15 protein-coding genes are annotated in these 15,591 nt (G+C 75.6%); 4 read left to right on the forward strand and 11 right to left on the reverse strand.

Features of this window, described 5'->3' with window-relative positions:
- Positions 1-14 precede the first annotated feature (14 nt).
- The 3 genes from galK to Q0789_RS11315 are packed head-to-tail and all read right to left on the reverse strand — an operon-like array spanning position 15 to position 3,330.
- On the reverse strand, positions 15-1,355 hold the full coding sequence (gene galK, locus Q0789_RS11305; RefSeq protein WP_298805208.1) for a galactokinase: 1,341 nt from the start codon (positions 1,353-1,355) through the stop codon (positions 15-17).
- Positions 1,352-2,533 (reverse strand): galactose-1-phosphate uridylyltransferase, encoded by a 1,182-nt coding sequence (gene galT / locus Q0789_RS11310; RefSeq protein WP_298805210.1) that lies wholly within the window; start codon positions 2,531-2,533, stop codon positions 1,352-1,354. The genes galK and galT overlap by 4 nt, the downstream gene beginning before the upstream one ends.
- Positions 2,530-3,330 (reverse strand): DeoR/GlpR family DNA-binding transcription regulator, encoded by an 801-nt coding sequence (locus Q0789_RS11315; RefSeq protein WP_298805212.1) that lies wholly within the window; start codon positions 3,328-3,330, stop codon positions 2,530-2,532. Before Q0789_RS11315 ends, galT begins: the two co-directional genes overlap by 4 nt.
- Before the next feature lie 244 nt (positions 3,331-3,574).
- Between Q0789_RS11315 and Q0789_RS11320 the strand changes: the two genes are divergently transcribed.
- Positions 3,575-4,333 carry a TipAS antibiotic-recognition domain-containing protein gene (locus Q0789_RS11320; protein WP_298805214.1) on the forward strand — a complete coding sequence of 253 codons (759 nt, stop codon included), beginning with the start codon at positions 3,575-3,577 and terminating at the stop codon, positions 4,331-4,333.
- Positions 4,334-4,460: 127 nt separating this feature from the next.
- A complete protein-coding gene (locus tag Q0789_RS11325; RefSeq protein ID WP_298805216.1) occupies positions 4,461-4,772 on the forward strand; it encodes a type II toxin-antitoxin system PemK/MazF family toxin in 312 nt (103 codons plus the stop codon).
- 49 nt (positions 4,773-4,821) lie between these two features.
- Here Q0789_RS11325 and Q0789_RS11330 read toward each other — a convergent pair whose 3' ends face one another.
- The 4 genes from Q0789_RS11330 to Q0789_RS11345 form a co-directional block, all read right to left on the reverse strand.
- On the reverse strand, positions 4,822-5,169 hold the full coding sequence (locus Q0789_RS11330) for a type II toxin-antitoxin system PemK/MazF family toxin (protein WP_298805219.1): 348 nt from the start codon (positions 5,167-5,169) through the stop codon (positions 4,822-4,824).
- The gene (locus Q0789_RS11335) at positions 5,156-5,386 is read right to left on the reverse strand and encodes a ribbon-helix-helix domain-containing protein (protein WP_298805221.1); all 231 of its coding nucleotides are present in this window, start codon (positions 5,384-5,386) and stop codon (positions 5,156-5,158) included. The genes Q0789_RS11330 and Q0789_RS11335 overlap by 14 nt, the downstream gene beginning before the upstream one ends.
- A 156-nt stretch (positions 5,387-5,542) precedes the next feature.
- Positions 5,543-6,799 carry a sigma-70 family RNA polymerase sigma factor gene (locus Q0789_RS11340; RefSeq protein WP_298805223.1) on the reverse strand — a complete coding sequence of 419 codons (1,257 nt, stop codon included), beginning with the start codon at positions 6,797-6,799 and terminating at the stop codon, positions 5,543-5,545.
- A complete protein-coding gene (locus tag Q0789_RS11345; RefSeq protein WP_298805225.1) occupies positions 6,796-7,164 on the reverse strand; it encodes a YciI family protein in 369 nt (122 codons plus the stop codon). Before Q0789_RS11345 ends, Q0789_RS11340 begins: the two co-directional genes overlap by 4 nt.
- A 579-nt stretch (positions 7,165-7,743) precedes the next feature.
- Here Q0789_RS11345 and Q0789_RS11350 point away from each other — a divergent pair.
- On the forward strand, positions 7,744-8,481 hold the full coding sequence (locus Q0789_RS11350; RefSeq protein WP_298805227.1) for a cutinase family protein: 738 nt from the start codon (positions 7,744-7,746) through the stop codon (positions 8,479-8,481).
- Positions 8,482-8,603: 122 nt separating this feature from the next.
- Complete coding sequence (locus tag Q0789_RS11355) at positions 8,604-9,971, forward strand: methyl-accepting chemotaxis protein (protein WP_298805230.1); 1,368 nt, start codon at positions 8,604-8,606, stop codon at positions 9,969-9,971.
- 65 nt (positions 9,972-10,036) lie between these two features.
- On the opposite strand, the gene Q0789_RS11360 is transcribed toward Q0789_RS11355, so the two are convergent.
- The 4 genes from Q0789_RS11360 to Q0789_RS11375 form a co-directional block, all read right to left on the reverse strand.
- Positions 10,037-10,963 carry a carbohydrate ABC transporter permease gene (locus tag Q0789_RS11360; protein ID WP_298805232.1) on the reverse strand — a complete coding sequence of 309 codons (927 nt, stop codon included), beginning with the start codon at positions 10,961-10,963 and terminating at the stop codon, positions 10,037-10,039.
- The gene (locus tag Q0789_RS11365; protein ID WP_298805234.1) at positions 10,960-11,832 is read right to left on the reverse strand and encodes a carbohydrate ABC transporter permease; all 873 of its coding nucleotides are present in this window, start codon (positions 11,830-11,832) and stop codon (positions 10,960-10,962) included. The genes Q0789_RS11360 and Q0789_RS11365 overlap by 4 nt, the downstream gene beginning before the upstream one ends.
- A 207-nt stretch (positions 11,833-12,039) precedes the next feature.
- Positions 12,040-13,362: an extracellular solute-binding protein gene (locus Q0789_RS11370; RefSeq protein WP_298805236.1), complete on the reverse strand. Its 1,323-nt coding sequence runs from the start codon at positions 13,360-13,362 to the stop codon at positions 12,040-12,042.
- A 285-nt stretch (positions 13,363-13,647) separates the two neighbouring features.
- Complete coding sequence (locus Q0789_RS11375; protein ID WP_298805238.1) at positions 13,648-15,537, reverse strand: bifunctional diguanylate cyclase/phosphodiesterase; 1,890 nt, start codon at positions 15,535-15,537, stop codon at positions 13,648-13,650.
- Positions 15,538-15,591 lie beyond the last annotated feature (54 nt).

The following is a 15,591-nucleotide window of genomic DNA, read 5'->3' on the forward strand; positions in this document are numbered from 1 at the left end:
CGGCAGCCGGCGCCTCACGCGACGCGCTCGGCGCCCCCCGCGGCGACGACGGCGACGAGCTGCGGCCGCGGGTGCCCGGCGTCCGCGCTCGCGCGGCCGACGGCGTCGGCCACGGCGTCGACGCCGTCGGCCCGCACGAGCGCCACCGCCGAGCCGCCGAAGCCGCCCCCCGTCATGCGCGCGCCGAGGGCCCCCGCCTCCCGCGCGGCGTCGGTGACGACGTCGAGCTCGGGGGAGGACACCTCGTGGTCGTCGCGCAGGGACGCGTGGGAGCCGTCGAGGAGGGGGCCGATGTCCTGCGGCCGGTCGGCGCGCAGGAGCCGCACCACCTCGCGGGTGCGCTCCTCCTCGGTGAGCACGTGCCGCGCCCGTCGGAAGACCTCGTCGTCGGCGCCGGCCGCCAACAGCCGCTCGAGCACCGGCCCGACGCCGTCGTCGCCCGCCGCCCGGGCGAGGTGCCGCACCCCGAGCAGCTCGGCCGCCCGGGTGCACGCGGCCCGGCGCTGCGCGTACTGGCCGTCGACGAGGCGGTGGGGCGCGCGGGTGTCGACGACGAGGAGCACGAGCCCGTGCTCCTCCAGGGCGAGGGGCACCTGCTCGACCGACCCGTCGGCGGAGTCGAGCAGCAGGAGGTGGCCGGCGCGGGCGCGCAGCGAGGCCTGCTGGTCCATGCCGCCCGTCGGTGAGCCGGCCACCTCGTTCTCCGCGCGCACGCAGGCCGCCACGAGGTCGGCCCGCAGGGCCTCGTCGTCCTCGTGGCCCAGGAGGTCGGCGACGGCGAGGGCGGTCGAGCAGGTGAGCGCCGCCGAGCTCGAGAGGCCGGCGCCCACGGGCACGTCCGAGGCGACGGCGAGGTCCACGCCCGGGACGTCCCACCCCGTCCTGCCGCGGCCCGCCTCGCTGCCGCTCACGTCCTGGCCGAGCGCCCACAGCACGCCGGCCGGGTAGGCGGGCCAGCCGTCCACCGAGCCGGCGCGGTCCCCCTCGCCGGGGCGGACGTCCGCCAGCGCGCCCTCCCACGGCTCGTCCGGCGCCCAGGCCGACACGAGCCGCACCCACCCGTCCTCGCGGGGGCGGACGGCGACGAGCGTGCGGTGCGGCAGGGCGAGGGGCAGCGACGTCCCCCCGGCGTAGTCCACGTGCTCGCCGACGAGGTTCACGCGCCCCGGGGCGGCCCAGACGCCGGCGGGCTCGCCGCCGTGCGCGGAGGTGAAGACCTCCCGCACCTGCGCCAGCAGGCGCGCGGGATCGAGGTCGGGCACCCGGTCGACGCCGGTCCCGCGGGCGGCCTCCTCGCGCACCGCCTCCCCGCTCGCCGTCGTGCGGTCCGTCGTGCCGTCCGTCGGGCCGCTCATCGGGCCACCTCCCGCAGCCGCTCGGCGATCGCCTCGGGCGTCCTGTCGTTGATCCACGCGGCCACGCCCGACTCCGAGCCGGCCAGGTACTTGAGCTTGCCGGGCGAGCGCAGCAGCGAGAACGCCTGCAGGTGCAGGCGCCCGAGGTCGCGGCCCTCGCCGGTCGGGGCCTGGTGCCACCCCGAGATGTACGGCAGGTGCTCGACCTCGTCGAAGAAGCGGTCGAGCCGCTGCACGAGGTCGAGCTGGACGTGGGCGAGCTCCTCGCGCTCGTCGTCCTCGAGCGCGGCGAGGTCGGGCACGTCGCGGTGCGGCGCCAGGTGCACCTCGACGGGCCAGCGCGCCGCCGCGGGCACGTAGGCGGTCCAGTGCTCGGCCTCGAGGACCACGCGCGTGCCCGCCCGCCTCTCCGCGGCGAGGACGTCGGCGAGGAGGTTGCCGCCCGTGCGCTCGCGGTGGGCGCGGGCCCGGCGCAGCAGCGCCTGCGTGCGCGGCGGCACGAAGGGGTAGGCGTAGACCTGCCCGTGCGGGTGGCGCAGCGTGACGCCGATCTCCTCGCCGCGGTTCTCGAAGCAGAAGACCTGCGCCACGTCGGGCAGCGCGGACAGCTCCTCCGTGCGGTGCGCCAGCGCCCGCACGACCGTCCGGAGGCGGTCGACGCCGAGGTCGCCGAAGGACGCGTCGTGGTCGTCGGAGAAGCAGACGACCTCGGTGCGCCCGACGGCGCGGCCCACCGGCCAGAGCTCCTCGCCGTCGAGGAGCGTGCCGTCGTCGGGGCCCGTGGCGACCTCGGCGAAGGAGGGGAACCGGTTGTCGAGGACGGCGACGTCGTAGGCCCGCGCGGGCACCTCCGACGGCTGCCCCGAGGAGCCCTCGCTGCCGCTGGGGCACAGGGGGCACTGCCCGGCGGGGGGCAGGAAGGTGCGCGTCATGCGGTGCGCGGCCACGGCGACCCAGTCGCCGGTCAGCGGGTCCTGGCGCACCTCGCCGGCGCGGCCGCGGTCGGCCTCCGTCATCGGCCGCTCGTCGGGGCGAGGCCGCTCGGCGCCGGAGCCGCCGTCGTCGTCGTAGTAGCGCAGGGTGCGGCCGTCGGCGAGGCGCTGCTCGGTGCCGGTGCCGCGCACGGCGGAGGCCGGGCGCGCGGGGGACGGGGCGGTGGGTGGGTCGGGCGGGGTCACGAGGGGTCCTCCTGGCGGGGGCGGGGTCCGGTGGGGGCGAGGACGAGCCGGCCCGCGCGGGTGGCGGCCTCCTCGCGGGCGGCGGGCGGGAGGCCGTCGTCGGTGACGAGGACGTCGACGTCCTCGAGCGGCAGCGCGGCGGCCAGGCCGACGACGCGCCACTTCGAGGAGTCGGCGAGGACGACGACGCGGCGTGCGGCGCGGGCCAGCGCCCGGTCGGTCTCGGCCTCCTCGAGCGTCGGCGTCGTCAGCCCGCGGGCGGGGTCGACGCCGTGGGCGCCGAGCAGCAGGACGTCGACGTTGACCGCCTCGAGCGCGCGGACGGCGACCGGGCCGACGAGGGCGCGCGACGGCGTCGGCCGGCCTCCGACGAGGAGCACCTCCGCCCCGCCGGGCGCACCGGCGAGCAGGTCGGCCACGGGCAGCGAGTTCGTCACCACGGTGAGGCCGGGCACCTCGCGGAGCAGGCCGGCGGCGAGGTGGGTCGTCGTCCCGGCCGAGACGGCCACCGACGAGCCGGGCGGCACGAGCGCGGCGGCCTCGCGGGCCACCGCCGTCTTCGCCGCGACGTGCAGCCCCGACTTGGCCGCGAAGCCCGGCTCCTCGGTGCTCGGCGCCCGCAGGGCCATGGCGCCGCCGTGCACGCGGTCGAGCACGCCGCGCCCGGCGAGCTCCGCGACGTCGCGGCGCGCCGTCATCTCCGAGACGCCGAGCTCCTCGGCCAGCTCGGTGAGGCGGACGGCGCCGCGGGCGCGCACGAGGTCGGCGACGGCCTGGCGGCGCTCCTCGGCGAGCACGGGACCTCCTGGTCGAGCGGGGCGGCGCTCGGAGATCGCCGGCCCTCGTCGTGTTCGACCGTGTCAGGTGCTGTTCGGGGTTGTCAAGGCGGTCCGAGGTGGGGGTCAGCCGTGGCGGCCCGCCCCTCTCCGCCCGCCGGGACTCGTGCTTGCGGTTGACGCGGCGTCAGCTCCTAGCGTCCGTCGAGCCGGTGGGACGGTCCCGCCGGCGCCGTGGTGAGCGGCGGCACGAGGGAGCGGACCAGTGGCGTGGACGACGGCCGAGGTGGCGCGGATGTCGGGGACGACGGCGCGCACGTTGCGGCACTACGACGCCGTCGGGCTGCTCGTGCCCGCCGGCACCGGGGCGGGCGGGGTCCGGCTCTACGAGCGGGAGCACCTCCTGCGGCTGCAGCGGATCCTCCTGCTGCGCGCGCTCGGGGTGCCCCTCGCGGTCGTCGGGCAGGTCCTGGCCGGACAGCGCGACGAGGCCGCGGCTCTCCGGGCCCACGCCGACCAGCTCGCGGCCGAAGGTGCACGGCTGGCGCGTCTGGCCGCGACCGCGCGCCGCACCGCGGACCACCTGGAAGGGGACACCGACATGACCGAGCAGCAGTTCTTCGAGGGACTGGCGCGCGATCGCGACCAGTACGAGCAGGATCTCGTGGTCCAGCACGGGGAGGGCGTGCGGGCGGCGTTCGCCCAGGCGCGGGAGCGGACGGCGGGCTGGAGCCGGGAGGACTTCGAGCGAGCCGGGCGCGAGCACCGCGAGCTCGCCGAGCGCCTGGGCGCGGTGATGCGACGCGGTGCGGCGCCGGGCGACGAGGAGGTGCAGGCGCTCGTCGCCGAGCACCACGCCGGCGTCGCCGCGCACTGGACGCCGGACCGCTCGGCGTACCGGGGACTCGCCGACACCTACGTCGAGGACGACCGCTTCCGAGCCTTCCACGACGACGTGGAGGCCGGCCTGGCCGCCTGGCTGCGGGAGGCGATGGGTGTGTGGGCCGACGCCCACCTCACCTGAGCGCCGGACCCGACGCCGCACGGGTACGGCCTCCGCGCCGGACCCGTGCGGCGGCCCCGCGCGTCGTCCGCCGACGAGCGCGGTCGTGCCGAAGCGGTGCAGGTGCTGCGGGACACGGAGACGCTGCGTGCGTGGTGACGTCCACCGGGTCGCGTCGCCCCGCAGGGCTCGTGGTCACGAGCAGTCCGGTGCTCGCTCCGCCGTCGTCGTCCAGCCCGACGACCTCCCGTCGAGGACGTGGCTCGTCGCGCCGACCTACACGTCGGCGCGACCCGCGTCGTCCCGCCCCGAGGTGGAGGTCGAGAGCCGTGCCACCCGGGACCTCGCCGAGCAGACCGCCGCCGTCGCCTGCCGTCGGCTCGGGGAGGTGGGCGGCGCTCGGGCCCTCGAAGAGGTGCAGCGGGTCGACGCCGCGCTGCACCTCGTCATGGAGCTGTAGGCGATTCCCGCAGACCATCCCCTTCTGGCGAAGCGCTGCCGATCCGACGTCACAGGGCCAAGTGCAGGCGCAGCGCCTCGTCCACCTCGGCCAGGAGCTCTCCGCCGAGTCGACCCAGCGCGGCGCCGACCCGCTGGACGGCGACCGAGCGCACCTGCTCGGCCTGCGCCTTGGAGTCGCGCTCGAGACCGGTGTACTCGGCGGCCAGCAGGACCTGGAAGGGCCACACGCGCGCGGTGTTGCTCGTCAACGGGACCACGGTGATGACGCCTCGGCCGGAGCCTGCTGCGGCGGCGTTGGCGTGGTCGTTGCTGACGACCACGGCGGGGCGGCGCTTGTTGGCCTCGCTGCCCAGTGCTGGGTCGAGGTCGACCAGCCGGATCTCACCGCGCAGCATCGTCGAGGCCGTCTCCGGTGGTCGTCTCCCACCAAGCCCGCTCACCGGAGACGTCCCACTCGGCGTACGCCTCGGCATAGGCCTGCTGCAGCCCTTGGTGTCGCAGACGGCGCACCGCCTGCTGTACGGCAGCGGACCGCGAGGGCAGTCCTGCCGCGCGGACGTACTCGTCGAGCGTGGCGACGTCGTCCTCTGTCAGACTCACACTGAGTTTCACACCGCAATGCTACCTCGATGCCACCGACGCGGATCGAGTGCAGCCGGTCAAGCTGACCGACTGCCGCCTCTTCTCCGACGCCGCCGACTCCCAGCGAGCCGGCCGTCGCGGCCCCACAAGGGATCGTTGGCCGGACAGCGTCCCGCTGTCGATCGCTTACCGGAGATGTTGCTCGGCGCGTCGAGCGCGTAGGGCGAGGTGCTTCTGCTCGGCGAGGTTGGTGGCTCGGGCGGCTGCCTGCCGGTAGCTGAGGGCGGCGGCGGCGGTGTCGCCGGCTCGTTCGAGCAGGTAGGCGCGGACGGCGGGCAGCCGGTGGCCGGTGGCGAGCGGTCCTGCGTCGAGGTCGTCGAGCGCGGCCAGGCCCGCTCGGGGGCCGTCGCGCATGCCGAGGGCGACGGCACGGTTGAGGTCGACCACAGGGCTGGGCGCCAGCCGCTGCAGCACGTCGAAGAGGCCGACGATCTCGGCCCAGTCGGTGTCCTCAGCCGACGGCGCTAGGGCGTGGACGGCGGCCACGGCCGCCTGCAGCTGGTAGGGACCGACCGGTCCGGTGCGCAGCGCGGCCTCGGTGAGCCGCGCGCCCTCGGTGATGGCGGCGTGGTCCCACCGGTCGCGGTCCTGCTCGGCGAGAGGCACGAGCGCACCGTCGTCGTCCTGGCGGGTGGCCCGACGACTGTCGACGAGCAGCATCAGCGCCAGCAGACCGGTGGTCTCGCTCGAGGAAGGCAACGACCCGTGCAGCAGCCGGGCCAGCCTGACTGCTTCCGCGCACAGGTTCGGGCGGTTCAGCTCGGGCCCGGCCGCAGCGGCGTGCCCCTCGGTGAAGACGAGGTAGAGCACCTGGTGCACCACGTCCAGACGCGCGATGAGCTCGGGCCCGGACGGTACGGCGAACCGGGCGCCGGCCTCTCGCACCGTCGCCTTCGCCCGGGTGATACGGCGGGCGACCGTGGTCTCCGGCAGCAGCAGCGCCGCGGCGATCTCCGCGGTCGTCAAGCCTCCGACGGCGCGCAAGGTCAGGACCAGCTGCGACGCCGGTGTCAGAGCGGGGTGGCAGCACAAGAACAGCAGCGCGAGGGAGTCGTCGCCCTGCTGCGGTTCTTCGTCGGCGGCAGGCGCGAACAGTCGCACCTGCTGGGAGAGCGCGAGCTCTCGACGCTCACGTGCGGCGTCGGCGCGAAGGGCGTCGATCAGCCGCCGCGTCGCGACCGTGACCAGCCACCCCCTCGGTGAGCCCGGGACCCCGTCGGCCACCCACGCCGTGTGCGCGGCGAGCAGCGCCTCCTGCACCGCGTCCTCGCACCGGGGGAGGTCGCCGTGGCGGCGCACCAGCGCGCCGAGGACCTGCGGGGTCAGCTCCCGCAGCAGGTCCTCGACGCGCTGGTCGTGCCCCGGCTGGCCGGACAGGTTCACGCGGGCGCGTCACCGTGGGTCATCAGCGGCCAGACCTCGAGCCCGCCGCCGTGAGCCGAGGGGTGGCGCAGCGGCGGGTAGGAGCGGGCGATGGCCAGCGCGCGCTCCTCGTCGGCGACGTCGAGGAGGAAGAAGGACCCGACGTGCTCCTTCGCCTCCAGGTAGGGCCCGTCGCTGACGACCGGCGCCCCACCCCGGGCTCGGACCGCGTGCGGGGACGGGATCAAGCCCTCGACCGCCACCATCTCGCCGGACTCCCGCAGCGCGGCGTTGAAGGCGTCGACCTCGGTGATCAGCGCCGCGACGTCGACCTCGGGGTCTCCCCAGACCTGCTCGTTGCCGTAGACCAGCACCAGGAACTTCATCACTGCCTCCATCCGCGGGCCCCCAGCGGGCCCGTCACCCACTGGTCGGAACTGGCACCGCCGATACGACACACCACCAGAGACAACCTCAGCCACCCTCGGCCCGCCCTCTTCAGACCGCGCGACGGCGAGGACGGCCGCCTCCCCCGCCGTTGCGACGACCACCTGAGCCCGCCGACCCCCAACCGGCGACGACGCAGGGCACGCCGCCGCAGGCGCACTGCTCAGCGGGCTGCGTCCCGTTCGACCCGCCCGGAGGCGGTCCCGGCCGACGCCCGGCATGTGGAGCAGTGCGAGCCCGCCGCACGGGAGACGAGGAGTGGTGAGCCCGCTCACCAGCCTGGTGGTGGCTCGAGCGCGCAGGCGGTGCCGCCGACGCCGTCCCTGACGCCGCGCATCCACGGCGCCGGTCGACCCGGGGCGCTCAGCGACACCGTCCGGCGCTCGGTGAGGCGGAGGCGCTGCCCGTGTCACCGTCGCGACCGCGCCCATGAAGATCAAGCGCGCGTCCGGTCCGCGCCGTATCGTCCGATCGGCGCCGCTTGGTGCCCTCGTGGTCGACACCCCTCCGAGGTCCTGGTGCTTCATCCTCCCGCCGCCTCCCGACCGCCCGTCGTCGTGCGCTCGCGCCGCACGGCCCTCGTGGCGGCCGCCGCCCTGGCCGCGAGCCTGCTCGCCACCGGAGGCGTCGGCGCCCGCCCCGCCGCCGCCGCCCCGTCCGCCTGCGCCGACGTCGAGGTCGTCGTCGCCCGCGGGACGGGCGAGGCGCCGGGCCTCGGCGTCGTCGGCCGCTCCTTCGCTCGGGAGCTGGCGGCCGCCCTGCCCGGGCGCACGACGACGACCCGTGCCGTCGCCTACAGCGCGGAGCAGACCCGAGAGAGCGTCGAGCAGGGCGCCGCCGACCTCGCCGCCCACGTCGAGCGCCGGATCGACGAGTGCCCCGGCACCAGGTTCGTCGTCAGCGGCATGTCGCTCGGCGCCGCCGTCGTCAGCCTCGCGGCGGCGCGGGCGTCCGGCCGCCAGGGTGGCCGGGCCGTGCCCGCCGCGGACGCCGACCGCGTCGCCGCGGTGGTCGTCTTCGGCAACCCGCTGGGGAGCCTCGGCCTGTCGCTCGACGAGCTCGTGCCCGAGCTGGAGGGCCGCTCGCGCGACTACTGCGCCACCCTCGACGACGTCTGCGGCCGCTACGAGCCGGCCCTGCCCGGCGGGCACGCGTCGTACGTTTCCGGCGGGGCGACCCGCGAGGGTGCGGCCTTCGCCGCGGCACTGGTGGACGGGGTCGCGGCGGCGACGCCGGGGCGGGCGCCCGCGCGCTGACCGCCGGCCTCGCCCCCGCCGCGGACGGGAGGCGCCCGCCGCCCGGGAGCGCTGCGGCGCGGGCGCCGACCCGACCCGCGGAGCGGCTCAGGATCGCCCGGGTACCGGCCGACAGGAAGGGCATGCCCGAGACCGCTCCCGACCGCCGCGCCGGCGTGCTGGGGTTCCTCCCCCGCGGGGGCGCCCTCGACGACAGCGCCTTCGCCGCCCGGCACGCGATGCTGTGGTGGCTGCTCGTCGCGCACGTGCCCGTCCTCGCGGTGCTGGCGGTGTGGCACCTGCGGTCGGCGCACGGAGGAGCCGGGCACCACGACGGCGGGATGGGCGGGATCACCACCGGCGCGGTCGTCGTCGTCGTGCAGCTCGTCGCCGTCCTCGCGCTCGCCGCCCTGGCGCGGGCCGACCGGCGCCAGCCCGTCCGCGCCGGGGCCGTCGGGCTCGGCCTCATGGTCTGCGCCGGCGTGCTCGTCCACGTGGGCGGCGGCCTCACCGACCTCCACATCTGGTTCTACGTGCTCCTGGCCGCCGTGGCGCTGTACCAGCAGTGGGTGCCCTTCGTGCTCGCCGTGGTCTTCGTCGCCGTCCACCACGCGGTCATGGGCGTCTGGATGCCCACGGCCGTCTTCACCACCCCGGCGGCCCTCGAGCACCCGGTGCGCTTCGTGCTCCTCCACGCCGTCTTCATCCTCGCCGAGGGCGTCTTCCTCGCCTACGGCTGGAAGTACACCGAGGCCGCCGAGGCGGCCCGGCGCGCCGAGGCCGAGCGCGCCGCGGAGCGCCACCGCTCCGAGGCGGCCGTGCACGCCCAGCTCGGCGAGGAGCGCCTGCGCGCGGCCGAGCAGGAGGCCGAGGCGCTGCGGGCCCGCCACGAGCGGGCGGAGGCGCTGCGGGGCCGTCTCGTCGCGCTGCAGGAGGGCAGCTCGCGCCTCAGCCAGGACGTCGCCGTCGCCGGGACCGTCATGGGCGGGCTCCACCAGGCCATCGACGAGATCAGCCGCGCCGCGTCGAGCGCCACGACCACCGCGCGCCGCGCGGACGAGGAGGCGCGCGAGAGCGCGGCCGCGGTCGCTCGGCTCACCGCGACCATCGGCCAGATCGACCAGATGGCGACGGCGATCGGCGCCATCGCCGGCCAGACGAACCTCCTCGCCCTCAACGCGACCATCGAGGCCGCCCGCGCCGGGTCCGCCGGGCGCGGCTTCGCCGTCGTCGCGGGCGAGGTGAAGGAGCTGGCGCAGGAGACCTCGCGCGCCACCGAGAGCATCAGCGCCGTGGTCGAGACGGTCCGCGGCGACGTCGCGGCGGCGGCCCGGACGCTCGAGGGCATCCAGGGCGTCGTCGGTGGCGTCGTGGCCGCGCAGGCGACCATCGCGGCGGCCGTCGACGAGCAGTCCGCCGCGACCGCGCAGGCCCAGCAGGCCATGGCGGGCGCCACGTCCGAGGCGGCCGCCGTGGCCGAGCAGCTGGGGGCCGTCGCGCGCCTGGCCTGATGCCCGGCCCGCCCGACATCTGGCCGCCGGACGTCCGGCCGTGCCGGACGTCGAGCGGCCCGGCCTCAGCCCTTGACCGACCCCGCGTTCAGCCCGGCGATGAGGTAGCGCTGGGCGATGAAGGCGAAGACGAACACGGGCAGCGTCAGCAGCAGCGAGGCCGCGCCGGCTTGCTGGAGCAGCGGCAGCGTCTGGCCGAGCTGGGTCGCGATGAAGACCGGGACGGTGGCGCTGTTGACGTCGGTGAGCACGACCGCCGTCAGGTACTCCTGGAAGGCGAAGAGGAACATGAAGAGCGCCGCCGTGATGATGCCCGGCCCCATGAGCGGGATGATCACCCGGCGCAGCAGGGAGAGCCGCGTGCAGCCGTCGATCATGGCCGCCTCGTCGATCTCCTTGGGGATGGCCGCGAAGAAGTTGCGCAGCAGCCAGATGGAGAAGGGCTGGTTGATGGCGACGAGCGCTAGCGCCAGGGCGATCCGCGTGTCGTAGATGCCGAGCGTCCGCGCGATCTCGTACATCGGCAGCACGACGGCGGTGCGCGGGAGGGCGCGGAAGACGAGCGCCGCCACGAGGAGGGCCACCGACACCCAGCTGGGGGAGCGGGAGAGGGCGTAGGCGGCCGGGAGCCCGATGACGAGGGCGATGGCCGTCGAGATGACGGCGACGAAGGCCGTGTTGATGAGGTACTGGTAGAAGTTCGTCGTCTGCCAGAGGTTGACGAAGGCGTCGAACGTCGGGGTGAAGGTGAAGGTCGGCGGGTTGAGGAACGCCACGCTCGTCGGCTTGATGACCGAGAAGGCCGTCCACAGCACCGGGCTCAGCATGACGACGCACACGACGGCGAGGACGACGCCGGCGACGACGCCCCCGATGCGCGAGGTGCGCGGCCCGCGGGGCCGGCGGTACAGCTCGCCCCGCCCGGCGTCCGCGCCGCGGGTCGTCGTGGGCCGCTCGGCGGCCTCCGGGTCGACGGTGCTCTGGTCGCTCACGCGTTGCGCCCCTCTCGTGCGGTGTCGCGGATGAAGGGCAGCAGCATGATGACGATGAGGACGATGAGCAGGACGTTCATCGCGCTGCCGAGCCCGAGGCGCTGGCCGCCGTCGAGGAAGGCCTGGTTGTAGATGTAGAGCACGAGCGACTCGTTGCCGATCTGCACGGCCTGCGGCGACAGCGGGATGAGCTGGTCGAAGAGGCGGAGCACGTCCATGATGCAGATCAGGGCGACGAAGCCGATGACCCCGCGGATGCTCGGGGCGATGACGCTCCAGTGGGTGCGGAGCGTGCCGGCGCCGTCCATGCGCGCCGACTCGAGCAGCTCCGTCGGCACCCCCTGCAGGCCCGCGAGCATGACGAGCATCGCGAAGGGCAGCAGGAACCAGACCACCGAGGCCCCGACGAGTCCGCGGTTGGCCCACGTCTCGGTGAACCACAGCACCTGCGGCAGGCCCAGCGCGCGGATCAGCTGGTTGACGATGCCGCCGAAGTTGTCGTTGAACAGCCAGGAGAACATCGTGCCGCCGACGAGCCCGGGCACGACGTACGGGACGAGCAGCAGCCCGAGCACGAAGGGCCGGGTGCGGCGCCCCAGGCGGTTGACGAGGACGGCGAGGACGTAGCCGCCGAGCACGAGCACCGTCACGGTCGTCAGGGTGATGACGACGGTGAAGGACACGGCGGAGAGGAACCGCGGGTCGGAGAAGGCCTCGCGGTAGTTGTCCAGGCCGACGAAGGTGCCCGGCTGGCCGTAGCGCACCCGCTGGAAGCTCCACTCGATCGTCCGGTACAGCGGGACGACGAGCAGCGCGAACATCACGAGGACGCTCGGGCTCACGAGCAGGGCGTAGTCACGTCTGCGCACAGCGGCTCCTGGGCGACGGAAGGGGCTCGGGGCCGTGACGCCGGCCCGGGAGGGGAGCCCGGGAGGAGAGCCCGGAGGTGCGGCTCGGGAGGGAGGGCGCGGCGCCGGCGGGTGGTGCCGCGACGCGGAGGAGGCGGTGCGGGCACCGCCTCCGGGCTCACCACGGGGGCCGGACCGGTCGCTGCCGGCCCGGCCCCCGCGGAGGGCTCAGGAGTACTGCGCCAGGACGTCCGTGGCGATCTGCTGCATGCGCGCCGTCGCGTCCTCGACGGAGGTCTGCCCGAGGACGACCTCGGCGATGACGGGCCGCGTCTCGTTGGAGATGGGCGCGGTCCACGGGAAGGGCTCGGCCGGCGGGGCGTTGTCGATGGCCTCGCTGGCCGCCTCGATGATCGGCGAGTCCGAGCTGTCGGCGACGCCGTCGCGAGCCGGGTAGGCCGCCGGCAGCGAGGCCTCGGAGGCGTCCTCGGACACCGACGTGGCGATGACCTGGAAGAGGACGTCGTCGTCGACCGCGGAGTTGGCCGGGATCGACCAGCCGTCGACCGACAGCGCGCTGAACTGCGGGCCGTCCGCCTCCACCGAGGGCGGCGGGGCGAAGCCGAAGTCGGCCGCGTACTGCGTGTTGTCCTCGTCGGCCAGGTCGCTCATGCGGCCCGAGAACATGATGGCGATGGCGGCGTCGCCGTTGTACATCTGCTGCTGCACGGCGGGCTGGTCGAACGTCGTCACCTGCGGGTCCATGAACGGCACCAGCGACTGCATCTCCTCGAGGGCCTGGGCGGCCTCGGGGGTGTCGAAGTTCGGCGTCATGGTCTCGGGGTCGACGTAGTCGACGCCGAGGGAGCCCAGGGCGGCGTCGTAGGCGGTGGTGATGTCGCCGCTGGCCAGCCACGGCAGGGCGAGCGGGTACTCGAAGTCGCCCGCGTCCTGGATGGCCTGCGAGACCTGGCGGAGCTCCTCGAAGGTCGTCGGCGGCTCGAGGCCGAGGTCGTCGAAGACGTCCTGGCGGTAGGCCATGAGGAACATCTGCGCCTGCATGGGGATGGCGTACAGCGAGCCGTCGTAGCTCATCGCCTCGCGCATGCCCTCGTTGAGGGCACCGAGGTCGTACTGCTCGCCGTAGGTGTCGACGAGGTCGTCGAGGGGGACGAGCGACTCGTCCGCGGCGAGCTGCGGGATGATGTACCCGTAGGTCTCGAGGACGTCGTACGTGCCCTCCTCGCCCGCCAGGGTCGCCGTCGTGCGCTGCGTCTGGCCGGCGAAGTCGATGGGCTCGTGCGCCACGGTGAGGTCGCCCTCGGTGCAGCTGCGGACCATCGCGTTCGTGTACGGGTCGATGGCCGAGGAGTTGTAGGCCAGGACGTTTACGGTGGTCGGCGAGTCGACCTCGACCGGGCAGTCCACCTGGGCGGCGGTCTCGGCCCCGGTGCGCGAGCCGGCACCGCAGGCGGTGAGGCCGGCGGCGACCACGAGGGCCGAGGCGGCGGCGAGGCCGACGCGGGCGCGTGGGCGGAGGGGGATGCGCATGGCAGCTCCTGTCGAAGGGGGGTGCGAACCCGGTCTTCCGCGGTGAGCGGTGCGGGACATCGGCAGGCGCAGCGGGGTCTTGGGAGCGCCGGATCGCGGCTCACGTTAGTGAGCGCGACCGACGCCGACAACACGGTCGGTGAGGGCTCGGGTGCACCGTGACGGGAGCCGCTGCGGCGCAGCGGCTCCCGTCACGGCGGGCCGGGTTCGGGGTGGCCGGCCGGGAGGTCACCCGCGGACCGCGGGTGACGGCGGGCTGTCCGGCCAGGACGGCGCTCGGGGCTCTCAGCGCCCGGGCGGGGCTGGCGCGGGGGTGGCGAGGGGCTCGGGTCGTGCCCGGCCGGGCGTGCGCGGCCGGGGGGCCGGGGCCGGTGGTGGTCCCAGGAGCGGCAGGGGCGTGTGCAGGGGGTGGGTGGCTTCGGCGTCGATGCGCCGGGCGAGGGACTCGAGCGGTCCCGGGCGGCCGAGGTGGTAGCCCTGCAGGAGGGGGCATCCCAGGGCGGCCAGGACGTGGGCCTGCTCGATGGTCTCGACGCCCTCGGCGACCAGCGTCATGTCCAGGGAGCGGGCCATCGCCGCGGCGGCGCGCACCAGCCGGGCCCTGCGGGGCGACGTGTGCACGGTGGCGGTGAGGCTGGCGTCGAGCTTGAGGTACTGGGCGCCGATGTCGTCCAGGCGGCCGAGCGCGGAGAACCCCGTCCCGAAGTCGTCGACGGCCAGCTCCACCCCCAGGCGGGTGAGCTCGTGCAGCGTGGTCAGGGCTGCCGCGGAGTCGGCCTCCACGGCCGACTCGGTGACCTCGAGGATGAGCAGCTCGGCGGGCCAGCCCGAGTCCTGCAGCACCTGGTGGACTCGGCCCGGGTAGGTGGGGTCCGCCAGCTCGAGCCCGGAGACGTTGACGCCGACGCGCAACCGGCGCGCGGCCGCGTCGGGGAGGGCGGCGAAGTCCTGGCACGCGCGGCGCAGGACGTGCTGGCCGAGCTGGCCGATGAGGCCTGCGCGCTCGGCCAGGGGGACGAAGACGTCCGGGCCGATCGTGCCGTGGACGGGGTGGGTCCAGCGGACGAGGGCCTCGGCGCCCACGAGCGGGACTTGCGCGGCGGTGAAGCCGGTCGTCGCCGGGGTGGCGCGGATGGGTTGGTAGACGACGTCCAGCCCGTCGCTGCGCAGCGCGGACGCCAGGTCGGAGAGCAGGACAGCGCTTCCGTGGGGGTCGGGCAGGTCGCGCCCGGCGATCGCGCACCGGCCCCGGCCGGTGGCCTTGACGTGGTACATCGCGTTGTCGGCGCGGCGCAGCGCGTCGGTCCTGGACTCCTCGGGCGTCGTGTCGGCCACGCCGGCGGAGGCGGGGCGCCGCGCGTCGGCGCACAGGTCACCGAGCAGGGCGGCGGCGTCGGCGGCGCTGCGGCCGGGCAGCAGGACCGCGAACTCGTCACCGCCCAGGCGGGCCAGGGTGACGTCGGCCGGCAGGGCGGCGCGCCATGCCCGTGCGGTCTCCCGCAGCAGCCGGTCCCCGGCCTCGTGGCCCAGCTCGTCGTTGACCGACCCGAAGCCGTCCAGGTCCAGCAGCCCGACCGCCAGCGGGAGCCCGGCGCGCGCGGCAGCGGCGGCGGCGACCTCGAACGCCTCGTCGAGCCCGCGCCGGTTGGGCAGCCCGGTCAGGTCGTCCACCCGCGCGTCGGAGGCCTCGCGGGCCAGGACGCCCACCACGGCGGCGGTGGCCAGCAACGCGACCACCACCACCAGCACCTCACCGAGCGCGACGCCCTGCCGGCTGGACAGGCCGGCGGCGGCGGCCAGCACGCTGCCCAGCACCTGGGGCGTGGAGTAGCGGGGGGAGAAGACCGCGACGCTCTCGATCACGACGAACCCGTAGAGCGCCGCGAGCACCAGCGCTGACCCGGGGCTCGGGGCCGCGAGCACCGCGGTGGTGATGAGGCCTGTCCCGCCGGTGGCCAGCACGTGCGCCCACCGGTGGGTGAGCCGGTCACGCCACGCGGTGACGGCGCCACCCACGCAGACCGCGACGAGCGCCACCGCCAGCAGGAGCCAGCGGCCTGACCCGCTGTCCGCCGACCCCTCGCTCGTCGGCCCACCACCGAGGACGCCCCACGGGGCGCCCAGCAGTGCGACGGCCGCCACCGCCAGACCACCGGCCGAGTAGAAGATGCCCATCGACGCAGCGATCGCCCTGGGGATCGCGACCTCGTGCGTCCGAGCCCACGCCTG

The sequence above is a fragment of the uncultured Pseudokineococcus sp. genome (genome assembly GCF_947499845.1).
Taxonomy (GTDB): domain Bacteria; phylum Actinomycetota; class Actinomycetes; order Actinomycetales; family Quadrisphaeraceae; genus Pseudokineococcus.